The 17,134-nt window shown below is 61.7% G+C and carries 14 protein-coding genes; 9 read left to right on the top strand and 5 right to left on the bottom strand.

Annotated elements, in window-relative coordinates; all coding sequences use genetic code 11:
* Positions 1-4: 4 nt before the first annotated feature.
* The 3 genes from CSQ85_RS02240 (at position 5) to CSQ85_RS02230 (ending at position 4,268) form a co-directional block, all read left to right on the top strand.
* Complete coding sequence (locus tag CSQ85_RS02240) at positions 5-586, top strand: IS607 family transposase (protein WP_150382656.1); 582 nt, start codon at positions 5-7, stop codon at positions 584-586.
* A complete protein-coding gene (gene tnpB, locus CSQ85_RS02235) occupies positions 579-1,865 on the top strand; it encodes an IS607 family element RNA-guided endonuclease TnpB (RefSeq protein WP_150382655.1) in 1,287 nt (428 codons plus the stop codon). Before CSQ85_RS02240 ends, tnpB begins: the two co-directional genes overlap by 8 nt.
* A gap of 741 nt (positions 1,866-2,606) precedes the next feature.
* Positions 2,607-4,268 (top strand): CTP synthase, encoded by a 1,662-nt coding sequence (locus CSQ85_RS02230; protein ID WP_107040622.1) that lies wholly within the window; start codon positions 2,607-2,609, stop codon positions 4,266-4,268.
* A 113-nt stretch (positions 4,269-4,381) separates the two neighbouring features.
* On the opposite strand, the gene CSQ85_RS02225 is transcribed toward CSQ85_RS02230, so the two are convergent.
* The 4 genes from CSQ85_RS02225 to CSQ85_RS13680 all read right to left on the bottom strand — a co-directional run bounded on the left by CSQ85_RS02225 (position 4,382) and on the right by CSQ85_RS13680 (position 9,338).
* Complete coding sequence (locus tag CSQ85_RS02225) at positions 4,382-5,290, bottom strand: TraX family protein (RefSeq protein ID WP_150382654.1); 909 nt, start codon at positions 5,288-5,290, stop codon at positions 4,382-4,384.
* Between the two features lie 338 nt (positions 5,291-5,628).
* A complete protein-coding gene (locus CSQ85_RS02220; protein ID WP_150382653.1) occupies positions 5,629-6,525 on the bottom strand; it encodes a TraX family protein in 897 nt (298 codons plus the stop codon).
* Positions 6,526-6,604: 79 nt separating this feature from the next.
* Positions 6,605-7,150: a hypothetical protein gene (locus tag CSQ85_RS02215; protein ID WP_150382652.1), complete on the bottom strand. Its 546-nt coding sequence runs from the start codon at positions 7,148-7,150 to the stop codon at positions 6,605-6,607.
* A gap of 250 nt (positions 7,151-7,400) precedes the next feature.
* Positions 7,401-9,338 carry a response regulator gene (locus CSQ85_RS13680; RefSeq protein WP_150382651.1) on the bottom strand — a complete coding sequence of 646 codons (1,938 nt, stop codon included), beginning with the start codon at positions 9,336-9,338 and terminating at the stop codon, positions 7,401-7,403.
* A 152-nt stretch (positions 9,339-9,490) separates the two neighbouring features.
* Here CSQ85_RS13680 and sufB point away from each other — a divergent pair, with 152 nt between their 5' ends.
* Genes sufB through CSQ85_RS02180 form a run of 6 tightly spaced genes read left to right on the top strand, consistent with a single transcriptional unit; the run spans position 9,491 to position 15,587 of the window.
* Positions 9,491-11,008 (top strand): Fe-S cluster assembly protein SufB, encoded by a 1,518-nt coding sequence (sufB, locus tag CSQ85_RS02205; RefSeq protein ID WP_317909170.1) that lies wholly within the window; start codon positions 9,491-9,493, stop codon positions 11,006-11,008.
* Positions 11,009-11,013: 5 nt separating this feature from the next.
* A complete protein-coding gene (gene sufD / locus CSQ85_RS02200) occupies positions 11,014-12,243 on the top strand; it encodes a Fe-S cluster assembly protein SufD (RefSeq protein WP_150382650.1) in 1,230 nt (409 codons plus the stop codon).
* 3 nt (positions 12,244-12,246) lie between these two features.
* Positions 12,247-13,035 (top strand): Fe-S cluster assembly ATPase SufC, encoded by a 789-nt coding sequence (gene sufC, locus CSQ85_RS02195; RefSeq protein WP_107040617.1) that lies wholly within the window; start codon positions 12,247-12,249, stop codon positions 13,033-13,035.
* A gap of 13 nt (positions 13,036-13,048) precedes the next feature.
* A complete protein-coding gene (locus CSQ85_RS02190; protein ID WP_150382649.1) occupies positions 13,049-14,320 on the top strand; it encodes a cysteine desulfurase in 1,272 nt (423 codons plus the stop codon).
* A 49-nt stretch (positions 14,321-14,369) separates the two neighbouring features.
* Positions 14,370-14,930, top strand: coding sequence for a Fe-S cluster assembly sulfur transfer protein SufU (gene sufU / locus CSQ85_RS02185; RefSeq protein ID WP_150382648.1), 561 nt, complete (start codon positions 14,370-14,372; stop codon positions 14,928-14,930).
* 54 nt (positions 14,931-14,984) lie between these two features.
* Positions 14,985-15,587 carry a metal-sulfur cluster assembly factor gene (locus tag CSQ85_RS02180; RefSeq protein WP_150382647.1) on the top strand — a complete coding sequence of 201 codons (603 nt, stop codon included), beginning with the start codon at positions 14,985-14,987 and terminating at the stop codon, positions 15,585-15,587.
* A 118-nt stretch (positions 15,588-15,705) separates the two neighbouring features.
* Here the strand turns inward: CSQ85_RS02180 and glgC are convergent, their stop codons facing one another.
* Positions 15,706-16,953 (bottom strand): glucose-1-phosphate adenylyltransferase, encoded by a 1,248-nt coding sequence (glgC, locus tag CSQ85_RS02175; RefSeq protein WP_150382646.1) that lies wholly within the window; start codon positions 16,951-16,953, stop codon positions 15,706-15,708.
* Positions 16,954-17,134: the final 181 nt, after the last annotated feature.

The raw sequence follows: 17,134 nt of genomic DNA, 5'->3' as shown, positions 1-17,134 counted from the left end.
ATTCATGCGTGTCAAGGAATGGGCGGCTCGTGAGGGGTTGAACGAGCAGACGGTGTGGAAGTGGTGTCGTGAGAACCGCATGCCGGTCCCGTTCGAGCGTTCGGGTAGCGTGTGGCTCATCCATGACCCGAAGTATGAGAAGCCCGCTGTTCCCGCCGTGGGTTCGCGCACGGTCTGCTATGCGCGGGTCTCCTCCGCCGACCAGAAGACGGATCTGACCCGTCAGGCGGACCGGTTGAAGGCGTTCGCCATCAATATGGGCGTTGAATCCCCGGAGGTGGTCACGGAGACCGGTTCGGGCATGAACGACAGGCGGCGCAGGCTGAACCGCATCCTCGCCGACCCCACGGTGGGCACCATCATCGTGGAGCGGCGCGACCGGCTGGCGCGCATGAACGCGGGGCTGGTCGAAAGCGCGTTGAAGGCGGCGGGGCGACGGCTGGTCGTCGTGGACGACACGGAGCTGGATGATGATCTGGCGTGTGACATGACCGAGGTGCTGAACTCGTTCTGCGCGCGCCTGTACGGCAGGCGTGCCGCCAGGAACAAGGCGGAGGCCGCGTTGAGGGCGGCGCGTGATGCTTGAGGCGGTCAAGGTCGCGTTGGATCCGACCCCCACGCAGGAGCGTCTATTGTCCGCACATGCGGGCGCGGCGCGGTTCGCGTTCAACGCGGGTCTCGCCCACGTCAAACAGGCGCTGGAGGCCGAGGAGAAGCCGGGGTGGTCGCTGTACGCGCTGCGACGCTGGTGGAACGCCAACAAGAACACGCTGGCCGTGGACGGGAGCGGCGTGCCGTGGTGGCCGGAGAACAGCAAGGAATCCTACAACAGCGGGCTCGAGGCCCTGTCGAACGCCTTGTCGAACTGGTCGAAAAGCCGCAGGGGACGGCGCGTTGGCTTCCCCAGGTTCAGGTCGAAGGATCGGACGACACCCCGGTTCGCGTACACGACCGGCTCGTACGGGCTCGTCCCCGACGATCCAAAAGCGTTGAGACTTCCCCGGATAGGGCGCGTGCACTGCATGGAGAACGTGGAGAAGCGGGTTGGCGGCGCGAGGGTGCTGCGCATGACCGTCAGCCGCCGGGCGGGACACTGGTACGCCGCGCTGACCGTAGAGCGGGCCGACGATGCGCCATTGATTCCTCCGAAAGGCGGCACGGTCGGCGTCGATCTGGGAGTCAGGACGCTGGCAGTATTGTCGGATGGCACCATGATCGCCAACCCGCATGCATTGGGGATGAGCGAACGCCGGTTGAAACACGCGCAGAAGGCGTTGTCCCGAAAGACGAAAGGCTCGAACCGCCGCCGCAGGGCGCGCGAACGCGTGGCGCGTCTGCACGCGCACGTCGCCGATCAACGGCGCGACCTGCTGGATAAGCTCACCACATGGCTCACAGACACGTATTCGGACATCTGCATCGAGGGCCTGAACGTGAGCGGCATGGTCGGAAACCATCGGCTCGCCAAAGCGATAGAGGACGCGTCTTTCGCGGAACTACGCCGCCGATTGGAGTACAAGACCGCACGCACCGGCGCGCGGCTGCATGTCATCGACCGCTGGTATCCGTCAAGCAAACGCTGCTCGAACTGCGGGAGGGTGAAAGCCAAGCTCTCCCTGTCCGAGCGCGTCTACCATTGCGACGGATGCGGGCTGGAAATCGATCGCGACCTGAACGCTGCGATCAACATCAAGGTCGCCGGGAGTGCCCCGGAGACCCTAAACGCGCATGGAGCGGATGTAAGACCCGGCATCCCGCGGGACGCCGGGCGAACCGCGGTGAAGTGCGAACCAAGCAGCCATGAAAATGGCATGAGCCTTGGAGCGGACACCCGCAAGAGTGTCCTGCAAGCCAAAACAAACTAGCTTGCAACGGGATGTCATCAGGATGTCTCCGGAACGCCAGAGAGGAATCCGGTTCATGTACACCCGTTTGAGTCTCTTGAAGTCCCTGTCGGAGGCCCCGCCGGTGCCGGCGACGTATACGGAGCCGTCGTGCAGTGAATGGGCGTGCTGGTAGCCGTAGATGCATGCGGCGCTCAGACCGGCGAACACCCATTTCGGGTGCATTCTGGCCAGTGCTCGGATGACGTGCAGTGATTGCTCCTCGGCGTTCAGGTTCCGCCAATACTCGACATCCGCGTAGAGGTTCGGATATGGGCTGATTAGTTCGAGTGCCTTCGCCCTGCGTCGCAGTGCGTGATACATCGCCCTGTCCTCGCCGATGGCGCAGCGGTGTTCGTGTTCGGCGGTCCGCAGCAGTGCGGTGACTCCTTTGTGCTTTTTCATGTGATCGGACACTATGGGGCGGGGGATGCCGCAGGCAAGTCGGACTCGGGGATGTGGATGAAGCCCCCGGCATGTGGTTTGCGCGGTTTGCACGGATGTCGTGTTGCAGGATGTCGTGTTGCAGGATTGCTTTTCTACGGGCGATTTGTACGGGCGGCCTGTTCCCGCATTCGGTATGTGATTCGGCGTGGTCCGGTGCGATTCGACGCGATTCGACGCGGTCCGGTGAATCCCGTGAGATTCGCCGCGATTTCGCGTCTGTCTGCCGCATCGCATGCGAACACGCCGCGTCACCGTCGGATGATAGTATGAAATTCCATGGTTAGAAGAACACATGGCAATTCCCAAGAGCATGTCACCAAGCATATTTTCGTCACCGGTGGCGTGGTTTCCTCCCTCGGCAAGGGTCTGACCGCATCCTCCCTCGGTCGTCTGCTGCGTTCCCGCGGCCTGCATGTGCTGCAGCAGAAGCTTGATCCGTACATCAACGTGGATCCGGGCACGATGAACCCCTTCCAGCATGGCGAGGTGTACGTCACGGAGGACGGCGCCGAGACTGATCTCGACATCGGCCACTACGAGCGCTTCCTCGATGTGTTCCTGAGCCAGAAGGCGAACGTCACCACCGGCCAGATCTACCAGGAGGTGCTGCGCAAGGAGCGCGCCGGCGAGTACCTCGGCCAGTGCGTGCAGGTCATCCCGCACATCACCAACGAGATCAAGTCCCGCATGCGCGCCCAGGCGAGCGACGACGTGGACGTGATCATCACCGAGATCGGCGGCACCGTCGGCGACATCGAGTCCCAGCCGTTCCTCGAGGCGGCCCGCGAGGTGCGTCGTGACCTTGGTTCCGACAACTGCATGTTCGTGCACGTCTCCCTCGTGCCGTACATCTCCGCCGCCCACGAGCTCAAGACCAAGCCCACCCAGCATTCCGTCATGATGCTGCGTCAGCTCGGCATCTCCCCGGACGCGCTGGTGCTGCGTTCCGACCGCACGCTCAACCAGTCCATCAAGGACAAGATCAGCCTCATGTGCGACGTGGACGCCGAGGGCGTGGTCAACTGCGTGGACGCCCAGAGCATCTACGACGTGCCGAAGATCCTGTTCGACGAGGGACTCGACGCCTACGTCGTGCGCGAGCTCGGCCTGCCGTTCCACGACGTCGACTGGGACGAGTGGGAGGACCTGCTCGAGCGCGTCCACCACCCGAAGCACGAGGTGAACGTCGCGATCGTCGGCAAGTACATCGACCTGCCGGACGCCTACCTGTCCGTCACCGAGGCGATCAAGGCCGGCGGCTTCGCCAACTGGGCGAAGGTCAATGTCAAGTGGGTCGCGGCCGACCGTTGCGAGACCGAGGAGGGCGCGGCCGCCGCGCTCGACAACATCGACGGCATCGTGATCCCCGGCGGCTTCGGCATCCGCGGCATCGAAGGCAAGATCGGCGCGCTGAAGTTCGCGCGCGAGAACAAGCTGCCGGCGCTGGGCCTGTGCCTCGGCCTGCAGTCGATGGTCATCGAATACGCGCGTCACGTGCTCGGCATCGAGGACGCGAACTCCACCGAGTTCGAGCCGGATTGCGCCAACCCGGTCATCGCCACGATGGAGGAGCAGAAGGACATCGTCGCCGGTCACGGCGACATGGGCCACACCATGCGTCTCGGCTCCTACCCGGCCGAGCTCGAGGAGGGTTCGCTGGTCGCCGAACTGTACGGCACCACGCACGTCACCGAGCGTCACCGTCACCGTTACGAGGTGAACGTCGCGTACAAGGACCGTCTGCGCGAGGGTGGCCTGCGCATCTCCGGCCAGAGCCCGGACGGCGAGCTCACCGAGTTCGTCGAGCTGCCGCAGGACGTGCACCCGTTCTACGTGGCCACGCAGGCCCACCCGGAGTTCAAGTCCCGCCCGACCAAGCCCCACCCGCTGTTCGCCGGCCTCGTCAAGGCCGCGCTCCAGCATCAGGAGGAGCGCTGAGCCGCTGACCGGTCAGGTTTGACGGAAGAACAGAGGACCTGACGGATGAATGAGGCGGATGCCGTGACCGCAATGGTCCGCGGCATCCGCCTCATGTCGCTATGGCAGGGGCGTCAACTCGCCATGAAGATGTTTATCGCCGTCCCGATCAAGTACAGCACGACGATGTGCGCCGGATAGAAGATGTAGAAGAACCACTTGACGCGCGGCCCGCGCTGATGGTTGTACACCAGCATGAATGGCAACGCGAAGACCTTCATCCACTGGTAGTTCACGGTGATGGGGGATTGCCCGGCGTTGAACAGCGAGAACCCCATCGCATCCCATATCTGCTTCATCGTTATGACCGCCCGCGCCGGATCCGGGAACCGGTACATGAGGGCGACCGTGATCGAATACAGCACGCTGGACGCGCTCAGGACCAGATCCGTCGCGGCCAGTCCGACGAGAGCCAGGGACAGACGCAACCGGTGATCATGCGTGGCCCATAACACGACGCCGATCGCGACGGCGAACAGCCCTCCCTCAAGATCCAGCACGGTGCCGCTTGCGCGGAGCAGTATGCAGTTGAGGGCTTCCCCATAGGGAAGATCGTAGACGATGCCCCTCAGGAAATACATCGGAACGCTGATGGCGAGCTGGACTAAGGCGTAGATCGAGATGTTGCGCAGTCGCTTCCGCCATGTCGGGGCGGACAGGAGGCAGATGACCAGACTCATCTGGAACAGGGTGGCGAAGATGTTGTTCTCGATCAGATCGATGGGGAGCTCCGGCCATGAGGACGCGAATACGGACGACAACGCCTGGATGACGGACATGCCGACGCTGGCGAGGTAGAGTCGCAGCAGGAACCGTTTGCGGTTGCTGGTGTAGACGCAGCTCCATCCGATGAGGAAATAGAAGATCGGCGCGGACAGCCGTCCGACCCAATGCATCCAGATCGGCATGCCGGGCAGAAACTCGGCCACATGGTCGATGACCATGAGCACGCAGGCGAGCACCTTCAGCTGGAAACTGTTCATAAATAGTCCTAATATAAAACTGTCTGAGAATACGACGAACTCATATTCTCAGACAGTTATTTTACTGTTTGATATATATAAAATTATTGAATATGTCCCGAAAAACGATATGGCACATATGCGCGTGGGGTGAATTGGATATAAATTTATCATGAATGGTTGAAGTTTGATGTGACTTGGGGTGGTGTCATTACCTGGCGCACGGTCGGAGCGCGAGCCGCACGATACGCCGGCTGGGGTATCCGGGCAGGATGCTCCCGGTGGACAAGGTGCCATCCCGGTCATTGACTGCTTGACGGCATGCCGGTCGTCTGGGCACGGACGGTCGACTTATCGGGTCAACCCGGCATGGGGTTGCTCATCGCCATGCCGATGAGGTACAGCACGACGATGTGCACCGGGTAGAAGACGTAGAAGAACCACCTCACTTGTGGACCACGCTGGTGGTTGTACAGCAGCATGAACGGCAGCGCGAAGACCATCATCCACTGGATGTTTACCGTAATGGGCGACTGGCCGAGAGTGAGCTCAGGTATGCCGATGACGTTCAATGTGAAGGTAATGACTGATAAAACGGGTTCCGAACCGGGCCCGGTATCCGCAATTCTTCCTATCATGCGCCCGGGAATCGAAGTCGTCATCGCCAGCTGGATAAGAGACATGCTGATATAGGCTAGGGACATGCATCGCTTGCCGCTGCGTGTCGCCCATAGGATAACGCCGGTTGCGACGGTAAGCAGACCTCCTTCGAGTCCCAGTACTGTACCGCTCGCCGCCTGCAGGACATAAAGGGCGGATGATGCGTCATAGGATGAATTATCCAGAAACAACGCTGTGCAGTACACCCCCGTGCTTAGGGCGACTTGAACCGCAACATAGATCGACATGTTGTGCAGCCGTTCGTGCGCCGTGGGTGCGGACAGCAGGCAGATGATCAGACTTGTCTGGAACAGCGTCGCGAATATGTTGTTGTCTATAGGTTGGGCGTCTGGTCGTGCAAAAATATAGGACGTCGCTTGAATGATGGACATACCCACGCTGGCGAGGTAGAGTCGCAGCAGGAACCGTTTGCGGTTGCTGGTGTAGACGCAGCTCCATCCGATGAGGAAGAGAAAGATCGGTGCGGACAGGCGTCCGATCCAGTGCATCCATGCCGGCATGCCGGGAAGGAACTGGGCCATGTGGTCGATGAACATGAACACGCATGCGATTACTTTCAGGGCGAAAGAGCTCATATTTTAAAAGTATGGCAGAGTGGGCTCATCGTTTATACTGTTGAAACCCACTCAATTAGCTTGATATATTGCTGAATTGCTACTCTATATATCCATCGAAGGAATATCGATCGTTCTGTGTTCTATAGAATCTGAGGTAGATTTTATCTCCTGTCGCTCTTCCAGTAACCCAAAATCCATAAGAATCTCCAGGTCTTATTGAAACGGTTTTCAAATCAGAATCTCCGAGGAGGATGCTGCGTTTACGAGCCCTGACCGTAATTCCTACGGATCCAGTATTATTTGCCCAGACGTAATAAGAACTTTTTCCCGTGAATAGATAATTTGTATGCATATAGCTTGTTTCGCCCCAACCGCTAAACTTGTAACGCCCTTTTGATGGAATACTCCATTCTTGGGTAGGGAGGCTCATGCTATTGATACCTGTTGACGCTGTTGGTGTGAGTGGTTGTGATATATCGATATGGTTTTCAGCGGGATTGTCGGCATAAGCTGTATTAGTTCCACCGAAACTAAGAAATATAGCAATGTAGACCAGTACGATTATTTTTTTATTTAGATGCGTCATTGCATTCCTTTCCTCTGGGTATATGTCATATATTATCGAAAGATGGATTCGGGTCATCTAAAAGATGATTTTTACTAAAGATCTATTAATTTGTAATCGGATACTATACGACTAGTCAGATTGGCGCTTATATGAAAAGTTTATCCGTATTTCTTATCGTTACAATCATTTCCAGTCCTTGGGCTGTAATCGGAAATGCAGACATGGGGTGTAAATACATGTTTATTGAGTATCGGCCAGTCACTGGATATTGTCTGATGTGGAACAGATGCCCACATTGGTTACAGTGGCTTTGCTATTTACATTCTTAATATTGCAGAGGTTGCAGAGGTAAAAATGTATATAAAATCCATACCCCGTCTTCGGAATTCATGACGATGTCGCCGCCCAGACGCTTGATGCGTCTGGCGTGCATAGACAGCCCCCTGCCCAGATGAAGATGGTCGTCGGTGTGACCGATGATGTTGGATTCACGAATGTGCAGTGTTGTATCCGTGAGTTCGATGCGGACATGATAGGCATCCACGCCATGCTCGCCATGAACGATGATATTGGTGTATATCTGGCCGATGAGATCCGTGATCTCCTGAAGCAATTCCGGGGCAATGGCCGATGCCGCGATCTCCGACGGCGATTCGACGATGCTTGCACCGTATATCCCGATGGCCGACATGCGGGCGTCGTTGTCGTCGAGAAGATGCCTGAGCATGTGCCCCATTGATTGTCCGAATTGTGTGACATGCGCGATGTCATGTCCCTCCGATGGGCCACTCGGTTCCTCCCGGTTCAGGATGTCGATCACCATTCGGACGTCACGTAATGTGGAGCGAGCTGTCGACCCGATGAGCCTGATCTTCTCCGCCGATCCGCCGCCATTATCCTCCTGAGCGCACTGCTCGGCCAACAGCGAGATGAGAGCCAGTCCGCGGGTGGTCGAATCGTGAATCCGGCTCGCCAGCATCATGTCGCGACGTAGATGCCGTTGCTCATTCTCAAGTTGTTCTCTTTCCTGCGCTTCGCGTCGCAGCCTCTCGGCCGTTTGATGCTCCGTTAGCGCATAACCGATGATCGCGGCGATGAGACAGGAGAGATTGAACGTCAGTACCCCGGGGAAGTTCCAAGAGGTCAGTTGAAGCCCTTCCCCGACGCCGACCGCCATAATGGCGGTCTGTGCAACGATCAGCGATGCGGCAATCCGCAGATGCCTCCCGTATCCGAGAATCCCCATCGCAAGCCAGAGGTTCCACGGCTGTACTATGAATTCAATATCAGGAATGACATGGGTCGTGATCGACGTGATGATGATCGCATAGCTGCACGGCACAGGATGCCGATACATGCATGCCAGAAGACCTATATGAATGAGCGTGGCGGTTATCTGTGGAGTCGAGTACGAGCCATACGCGAAAAAGGATGCCATCGTGCACATGGAGGCGACGATGATCATCATCGCACGATAAGGGTGCGCCATCGCCGCGAATACGGTGCCGTCCCTGAGCCATCGTCTCCAATTACGATCGGCCATATCGAGGAGGGGGTTCCTCATCCGTTCCTCCTCATTTCGGACCAGACGCGGATGGCCTGAAACTTGTTGCGCACCTGTAGTTTGTCGATGGCGTGGCGGATGTGCGTCTTCACCGTTGGCTCGGAGAGGGCCATCTTCTCGGCGACCTCCTTCGCGGTCAGTCCCTCGATGGTCCAATCCATGACCTCGGTCTCCCTTGCCGACAATGGAACCATGCCACGGCGTTCGTCCCCCGATGCGGGTCACCCGACTGGTTGCCGAGATCGGGTTCTCGGTGATAGTGATACTGTGGAAGGGCATGGGAAATCCGTCTTGCACGTACGGTCTTTCGGCGGCGCAATTGCGTAGACATCGTGCCAGACCGGCGAAATCGGCCTTGTCGAGCAGTGCCTGCGCGCCGCTGAACCGCGCTTGGTCCCGATACCTGTTCAACGAGTGCGAGGTCATCGCGAGTAGCACGATCCGATCGGAGAAATGTCGGATGCGACGCAGCGTCATCGCGCCATCCACTTCGTCCATGCTCATGTCCACCAGTACCGCATCCGGACGTGATCTCCGGTCGACGCACATGTCGACCGCCTCGCCTCCGGAACGGACAGCCCATGCGACCGATATGCCGTCCGCGCCAAGCTTTGCATCGATCAGCGAGCGCAACGCCGCCAACGTTAATGCGTCGTCATCGACCAGCCCCACACGCCATTCGTTCCTCGGTATCGCCATGACAGCCCCTTCGTCCTGATACCATTATGACCCCGCGGCGACCGTCGCCTACATCAAGTGAGGAATCACACGTTGCGCGCTTAGCCGACATGCGGCGTCGGAATGGAGTTCCGGTTGGGCTTCTGCTAGGTTTGCGTAGGAACTTTCGAACGATGGGAGGCAGCGTCAAGGTGAGCGACACCCAACAGGCGCCCAACGCCGCGTCCGACGTGGAGATGAGCCAGTATGTGGCCGATCGAGCGCGTGTGGACGAAGAGAAACTGAAGAAGGACGACGAGATCATCCAGCAATTCGGTGACTACACCTACGGCTGGCATGATTCCGACGCGGCCGGCGAGGCCGCGAAGCGAGGCATCGACGAGAACGTCGTGCGCGCCATCTCCGCGGACAAGCACGAGCCGGAGTGGATGCTCGACATGCGTCTGCGCGGGTACAAGGCGTTCCTCGAGAAGCCGATGCCCGACTGGGGCGTCGACCTGTCCGGTTTCAACGCCGACGACTTCAAGTACTACGTCAAGCCGATCGACAAGCAGGCCAAGAGCTGGGACGAGCTGCCCGACGACATCCGCAACACGTACGACCGTCTGGGCATCCCCGAGGCGGAGAAGAACCGCCTCGTCTCCGGCGTCGCCGCGCAGTACGAGTCCGAGGTCATCTACAACTCCATCCAGGAGGACCTCAGGAAGCAAGGCGTGATCTTCGTCGACACCGACACTGCCGTGCGCGAATACCCGGATCTCGTCAGGAAGTACTTCGGCACCGTCGTCAGCCCAGAGGACAACAAGTTCGGCGCCCTGAACACCGCGGCGTGGTCCGGCGGCTCGTTCGTGTACGTGCCGAAGGGCGTGCACGTGGACATCCCGCTGCAGGCCTACTTCCGCATCAACACCCCGGCCATGGGCCAGTTCGAGCGCACCCTGATCATCGCCGACGAGGGCTCCTACGTGCATTACGTGGAGGGCTGCACCGCTCCGATCTGGTCCGAGGACTCGCTGCACGCGGCCATCGTCGAGATCATCGTCGAGAAGCACGCCCGCGTGCGCTACACCACCGTGCAGAACTGGTCGAACAACGTGTACAACCTCGTCACCCAGCGCGCCTACGTGCGCGAGGGCGGCACGATGGAATGGGTCGACGGCAACATCGGCTCCAAGGCCACGATGAAGTACCCGGCCTGCATCCTCGCCGAGCCGTACGCGAAGGCCGAGACCATGTCGCTCGGCTTCGCCGGCAAGGGCCAGTACCAGGACACCGGCGCGAAGATGATCCACCTCGCCCCGCACACCAGCTCCACGATCGTCGCCAAGTCGATCTCCCGCGGCGGCGGCCGTTCCGCCTACCGCGGCCTCGTCAAGATCGTCGACGGCGCCGAGGGCTCGTCGAACTCCACCGTGTGCGACGCGCTGCTCGTCGACGACTTCAGCCGTTCCGACACGTACCCGCATGTCGACGTGCGTGAGGACGACGTGACGATGGCCCACGAGGCCACCGTCTCCAAGGTCTCCGAGGACCAGCTGTTCTACCTGATGAGCCGCGGCCTCGAGGAGAAGGAGGCCATGGGCATGATCGTGCGCGGCTTCGTCGAGCCGATCAGCCGCGAGCTGCCGATGGAGTACGCGCTCGAACTGAACCGTTTGGTCGAACTGCAGATGGAAGGATCGGTGGGCTGATTCCCATGGCGCAGAACAACACTGAAATCACTATCCCGGTCGCGGACCCGAACGATCCGTACGCGATCCCGGCGGCGATGCCGTCCAGCGCCGACAAGGAGCCCCGTTCCTTCGACGTGGCCGACTTCGCGATGCCGACGAACAAGCAGGAGGACTGGCGCTACACCCCGCTCGGGCGCATCGGCGAGTTCTTCGACGTGTTCGCCCCGAGCGGCGAGACGACCATCGCCGTGAGCCACACCGACGGCACCGCCGTCGACCCCGAGCGCGTGCGCATCAGCCAGGTGCCGCTCGGCGAGGGCCTGTCCGGCACGGTGTCCAAGCCGAACGACCGCGCCTCCGTCGTCGAATGGAACTCCGGACGCACCGCGACGATCATCGAGCTCAACGGCGAGATCGCCCAGCCGGTGCTCATCGACGTGAACGGCCAGGGCGCCGACCTTGACGCGCTGCATCTCGTCATCGCGGCGGCCGAGAACACCCACGCCGACGTCATCGTCGAGCACCATGGTCTCGCGCGTCTCGCCGAGGGCGTGGAGATCACCACCGGCAGGAACTCGCACGTGTCCACCACGTTCGTGCAGGAATGGGCGAAGGGCTCCAAGCACGTCGCCAACCAGCGCATCCACGTGGGCGAGGGCGCGTCCCTGCGCCATTCCGTCGTCACGCTCGGCGGCGACGTGGTGCGCATCCGCATGGATCAGGACTTCGGCGGCGAGCAGGGCGACCTCAACATGCTCGGCATCTACTTCGTCGATCCGGGCGAGCACATCGAACACCGCACGATGGTGGTCCACAACGAGCCCGAATGCAAGTCCCGCGTCGTCTACAAGGGCGCGCTCGACGGCAAGGACGCGCACTCCACATGGGTCGGCAACGCGCTCATTCAGCCGACCGCCCCCGGCACCGACTCCTACGAGCTCAACCGCAACCTGGTGCTCACCCCGGGCGCCATCGCGGACTCCGAGCCGAACCTCGAGATCGAGAACGGCAACATCATCGGCGCCGGCCACGCCAGCTCCGTGGGCCGCTTCGACGACGAGGAGCTGTTCTACCTCGAATCGCGAGGCATCAGCGAGACCGACGCGCGCAAGCTCGTCGTGCGCGGCTTCTTCGGCGAACTCGTCGAGGAGATCGGCGTGCCCTACATTTCCGAACACCTGATGGACGTAATCGACCGGCGTCTCGCACGAGGAGAAAGCGACGCCATGCAAGCCGTATTGGAGGACAAGTAAACGATGGCTGGACAGCACACCCTCGAAATCAAGGACCTGTACGCGTCCGTGGAGACCAAGGAGGGTCGCAAGCAGATCCTCAAAGGCGTGAACCTCACCGTCCACTCGGGCGAGACCCACGCGATCATGGGCCCCAACGGCTCCGGCAAGTCCACGCTCGCCTACACGCTCGCCGGACACCCCAAGTACGAGGTCGACTCCGGCGAGGCGCTGCTCGACGGCGTCGACATCCTCAAGCAGACCCCGGACCTGCGCGCGAAGGAGGGCCTGTTCCTCGCCATGCAGTACCCGGTCGAGGTGCCGGGCGTCTCCATGACCAACTTCCTGCGCACCGCGAAGACCGAGATCGACGGCAAGGCGCCGGCCATCCGCACGTGGGCCAAGGAGCTCGGCGAGGCGATGAAGCGCCTGCGCATGGACCCGAAGTTCGCGTCCCGCTCCGTCAACGACGGCTTCTCCGGCGGCGAGAAGAAGCGCGCCGAGGTGCTCCAGCTGGAGCTGCTCAAGCCGAAGTTCGCGATCATGGATGAGACCGACTCCGGCCTCGACGTCGACGCGCTGCGCATCGTGTCCGAAGGCGTCAACCGCGCCAAGGAGAACACCGACCTCGGCATCCTCATGGTCACGCACTACACGCGCATCCTCAAGTACATCAAGCCGGACATCGTGCACGTCTTCGCCGACGGCCACTTCGTCAAGACCGGCGGCCCGGAGCTTGCCGACTACCTCGAGGAGCACGGCTACGACGAGTACCTGCCGGAGGGCGCGGACTCCGAATCGGCGCTCGCCTGAGCTAGGGGGAAACATGACAGACTTCGCAAGCATTCGGGACGAGTTCCCGATCCTCAACCAGGAGATCCACGGGCATCCGCTCGTGTACCTCGATTCGGCGGCCACCTCGCAGAAGCCGCAATGCGTGATCGACGCGGAGAGCGAGTTCTACCGCACGATCAACGCCGGCGTGCACCGCGGCGCGCACGAACTGGCGGCGCGCAGCACGATGGCGTTCGAGGACGCCCGCGCCAAGATCGCGAAGCTGGTCGGCGCGAACGCGGCCGAGGGCGAGGAGGAGATCGTCGTCACCGCGGGCGCGACCGCGGGTCTGAATCTTCTGGCCACCGCGTTCGGCAACGCCTCGCTCGGCCGTGGGGGCCAGGCCGCGAAGCGCTTCGCCCTGCAGCCCGGCGACGAGATCGTCGTCTCCAAGGCCGAGCACCACTCCGTGCTGCTGCCGTTCCAGGAGCTCGCCTACCGCACCGGCGCCACGTTCAAGTGGCTTGACCTGACCGAGGACGGGCGCGTGCGCACCGACAACCTCGACGAGGTCATCACCGAACGCACCAAGGTCGTGGCCGTCACGCACGTGGGCAACACCACCGGCGCGATCACCGACATCGCCCCGATCATCGCCCGCGCGCACGAGGTCGGCGCGATCTTCATCCTCGACGCATGCCAGTCCGTGCCGCACCTCAAGGTCGACTTCCACGCCCTTGACGTGGACTTCGCCGCATGGAGCGCGCACAAGATGTACGGCCCCACCGGCGTCGGCTTCCTCTACGGCCGTCGCGAACTGCTCGAGGCGCTGCCGCCGGCCAGCTTCGGCGGTTCGATGGTCGAGCTCGCGTGGATGGACCAGCCGGCCCAGTACATGGAGCCACCGGCGCGCTTCGAGGCGGGCACCCAGCCGGTCGCGCAGGTCGTGGCCGCGGGCGTCGCCGCCGAATGGATGATGAAGGTGGGACTAGAGAACATCGAGGCGCACGAGCGCACCATCGCCGCCGAACTGCTCAAGCTCGGCGACATCGACGGCATCCGCATCCTGGGCCCGCGCGAGAACGTGGACCGCATCGGCACCGTCGCGTTCGACGTCAAGGGCGTGCACCCGCACGATGTCGGCCAGTACATCGACGCGCAGGGCATCGCCATCCGCGTCGGCCACCATTGCGCGCAGCCTGTGCACCGCCACTTCGGGCTGTACGCCTCGAACCGCGCCTCGTCCGGCGTGTACAACACGGTCGAGGACGCGCAGGCGCTCGTCGAGGCCGCCAAGGGCATCAGGAAGTTCTTCGGCGTCTGAGCGATTCACGCCCTCCCCGTCGCGGGGAGGGCGCTATATTGAGGAGATTATGAACGATTACGGAATGAGCGGCGACGACCTCGAACAGATGTATCAGGAGGTCATCCTGGAAGCGGCGAAGAACCCGCACGGCAAGGAGCACTTCGCCGTGGACGTGACGAAGGAGGGCGCCTCCGGCGACACCGTCGTCAGGGCCACGCATGAATACTGCACGCCGGGCGAATCCCACCAGTTCAATCCGACCTGCGGCGACGAGGCGACCGTGCACGTCGAGGTCTCCGATCAGGAGCCGTACACCATCAGGCGCGTCGTGTGGGATGGCCAGGGCTGCTCCATCTCGCAGGCCAGCCTGTCCGTCATGGTCGATCTCGTCGACGGGCAGACCGTCGACAAGGCGATGGAGCTCGAGCACACCTTCCACAAGCTCATGGAGTCGCGCGGCAAGGGTCTGGGCGACGAGGCGGCAGAGGAGAGCCTCGGCGACGGCGTCGTGTTCCAAGGCGTGTCCAAGTACCCGATGCGCATCAAGTGCGCGCTGCTCGCATGGGAGGGCCTCAAGGACTCCATCGCGAAGGCCCTGGCCGCCAAGAACACGAACGGGAACGCCTGACCGGCGTCAAGCGTAGAGTTGACCACGTATCTTTCCGAGGAATCTGGAGTGATTATGAGCGATAATCTGGTGCCCGAACCGCAGCCGACCGTGTTCGACGCGGTCAACGGCGTCCTGCAGGATGAGGAGGCCGCCCGTCGCGTGATGGCCAACCCAGCCCTGGCCAAGGGGTTCCCGAACGGGCATCCCGCTCCCGTCGAATCGGCGGACGAGGCCGCGGGCGACGACATGTGCGCGTGCGGACGCCACAAGCAGAGCGAATGCTGCCATGACGGCGATCACGACCACGATGACAGCGACATCCCGCTGAAGTTCGTCGACGACATCGGCCGCGCCACCGCCGAGGACGTGCGTGAGGCCCTGCATCAGGTCATCGACCCGGAGCTCGGCATCGACGTCATCGATCTGGGTCTGGTCTACGGCATCGAGATCGACGATCAGGGCCGCGCCATCATCACGATGACCCTGACCACGCCCGCCTGCCCGCTCACCGACCTCATCGAGGACGAATGCGCCAGCACCCTGGCCGGCCTCGTCGAGGAGTTCCGCATCGACTGGACGTGGCAGCCGCGCTGGACGATGGACAAGATCACCCCGGAGGGCCGCGAACAGCTGGCGGCGCTCGGCTTCAACTTCGAGAACATGCCGACGTACTGATCCGCCGGCGTTCCGATGGGCTTCCGCGGAACGCACGCGAATACGACAAATGTGACGAATATGAATGAAGGCTCCCCTCACGAAGAGGGGAGCCTTCATTCATATTCGCGTCGAGAGATCAGTCGTCGACGATCGTGCCCTTCGGCACCACGGTGATGCCCTCCGGGGTGACCGTGAAGCCACGAGCGAGATCGTGCTCGGTGTCGATGCCGACCGTGGAGTTCTCCGTCAGGACCACGTTCTTGTCGAGGATCGCCTTGTACACGCGGGCGCGACGGTTGATGATCACGCCGTCGAACAGCACGGAGTCGACGACCTGCGCCCACGAGTGGATGCGCACGTTGGGGGAGAGCACGGAGTGGTGCACCTCGCCGCCGGAGACGATCACGCCGGGGGAGACGATCGAATCGGTCGCGTGACCGAGACGGTCGCGGCCCGCGTGCACGAACTTGGCCGGCGGCAACGTGCCGGAGTTCGTGTAGATCGGCCACGCCTGGTTGTACAGGTTGAACTCGGGCACATAGGCGATCAGATCCATGTGCGCGTCGTAGAACTGCTTGATCGTACCGACGTCGCGCCAGTAGGCGTGGTCGGTCGGCGTGGCGCCGGGGATCTCGTTCGTGTTGAAGTCGTACACGCCGGCCTCGCCGCGCGAGGCGAAGTACGGGGCGATGTCGCCGCCCATGTCGTGCTTCGTGTTCTCGTTCTTCTCGTCCTTGGCGAGCGCGTCGAACAGGGCGTCGGTGTTGGCCACGTAGTTGCCCATCGATGCGAGGAAGGAGTTCGGGTCGTCCGGCAGGCCGGCGCAGGTGTCCGGCTTCTCGAGGAAGCTCTTGATCTGGTTCGGGTGCTCCGGGTCCACGTCGATCACGCCGAACTGCTTCGACTGCTCGATCGGCTGGCGGATGCCGGCCACGGTGAACTCGGCGCCCGACTCGATGTGCTGCTGGACCATCTGGCCGAAGTCCATGCGGTAGACGTGGTCGGCGCCGACGATCACGACGATGTCGGGCTGGACGTCCTCGATGATGTTGATGGTCTGGTAGATGGCGTCGGCGGAGCCGAGGTACCAGTGCTTGCCGAGGCGCTGCTGCGCCGGGACGGGGGAGACGTAGTTGCCCAGCAGCGAGGAGAAGCGCCACATCTGGGAGATGTGGCGGTCCAGCGAGTGGGACTTGTACTGGGTGAGCACGACGATGTGGCGGTAGTCGGAGTTCACCAGGTTGGACAGCGGGAAGTCGATGAGACGGAACACGCCGCCGAACGGGACGGCCGGCTTCGCGCGGTCGCGGGTCAGGGGCATGAGGCGGGTTCCCTCGCCGCCCGCCAACACGATCGACAAAATCTTCTGCTTGTTCTTGGCCATTGTCTACGTTGCTCCTCTCAGACAACACCAGCGTCCTTCGACGCCGCTCGGGGGTCGTAGCCGAGCATCCTTGCCGCGGCTTCACAATGACAATGATTGCACAAAAACCGTGACACGCAAGCAAGGTGGGACGCGCGTCACGGTGTGTCAACAGTGACGCATCTCACATTTCGGGAGGTTG

The sequence above is a fragment of the Bifidobacterium rousetti genome (assembly GCF_008698235.1).
In the GTDB taxonomy this organism is placed as follows: Bacteria; Actinomycetota; Actinomycetes; order Actinomycetales; family Bifidobacteriaceae; genus Bifidobacterium; species Bifidobacterium rousetti.
The sequence above is the reverse complement of the archived record's forward strand: the minus strand, read 5'-3'. Positions and strand labels throughout refer to the sequence as shown.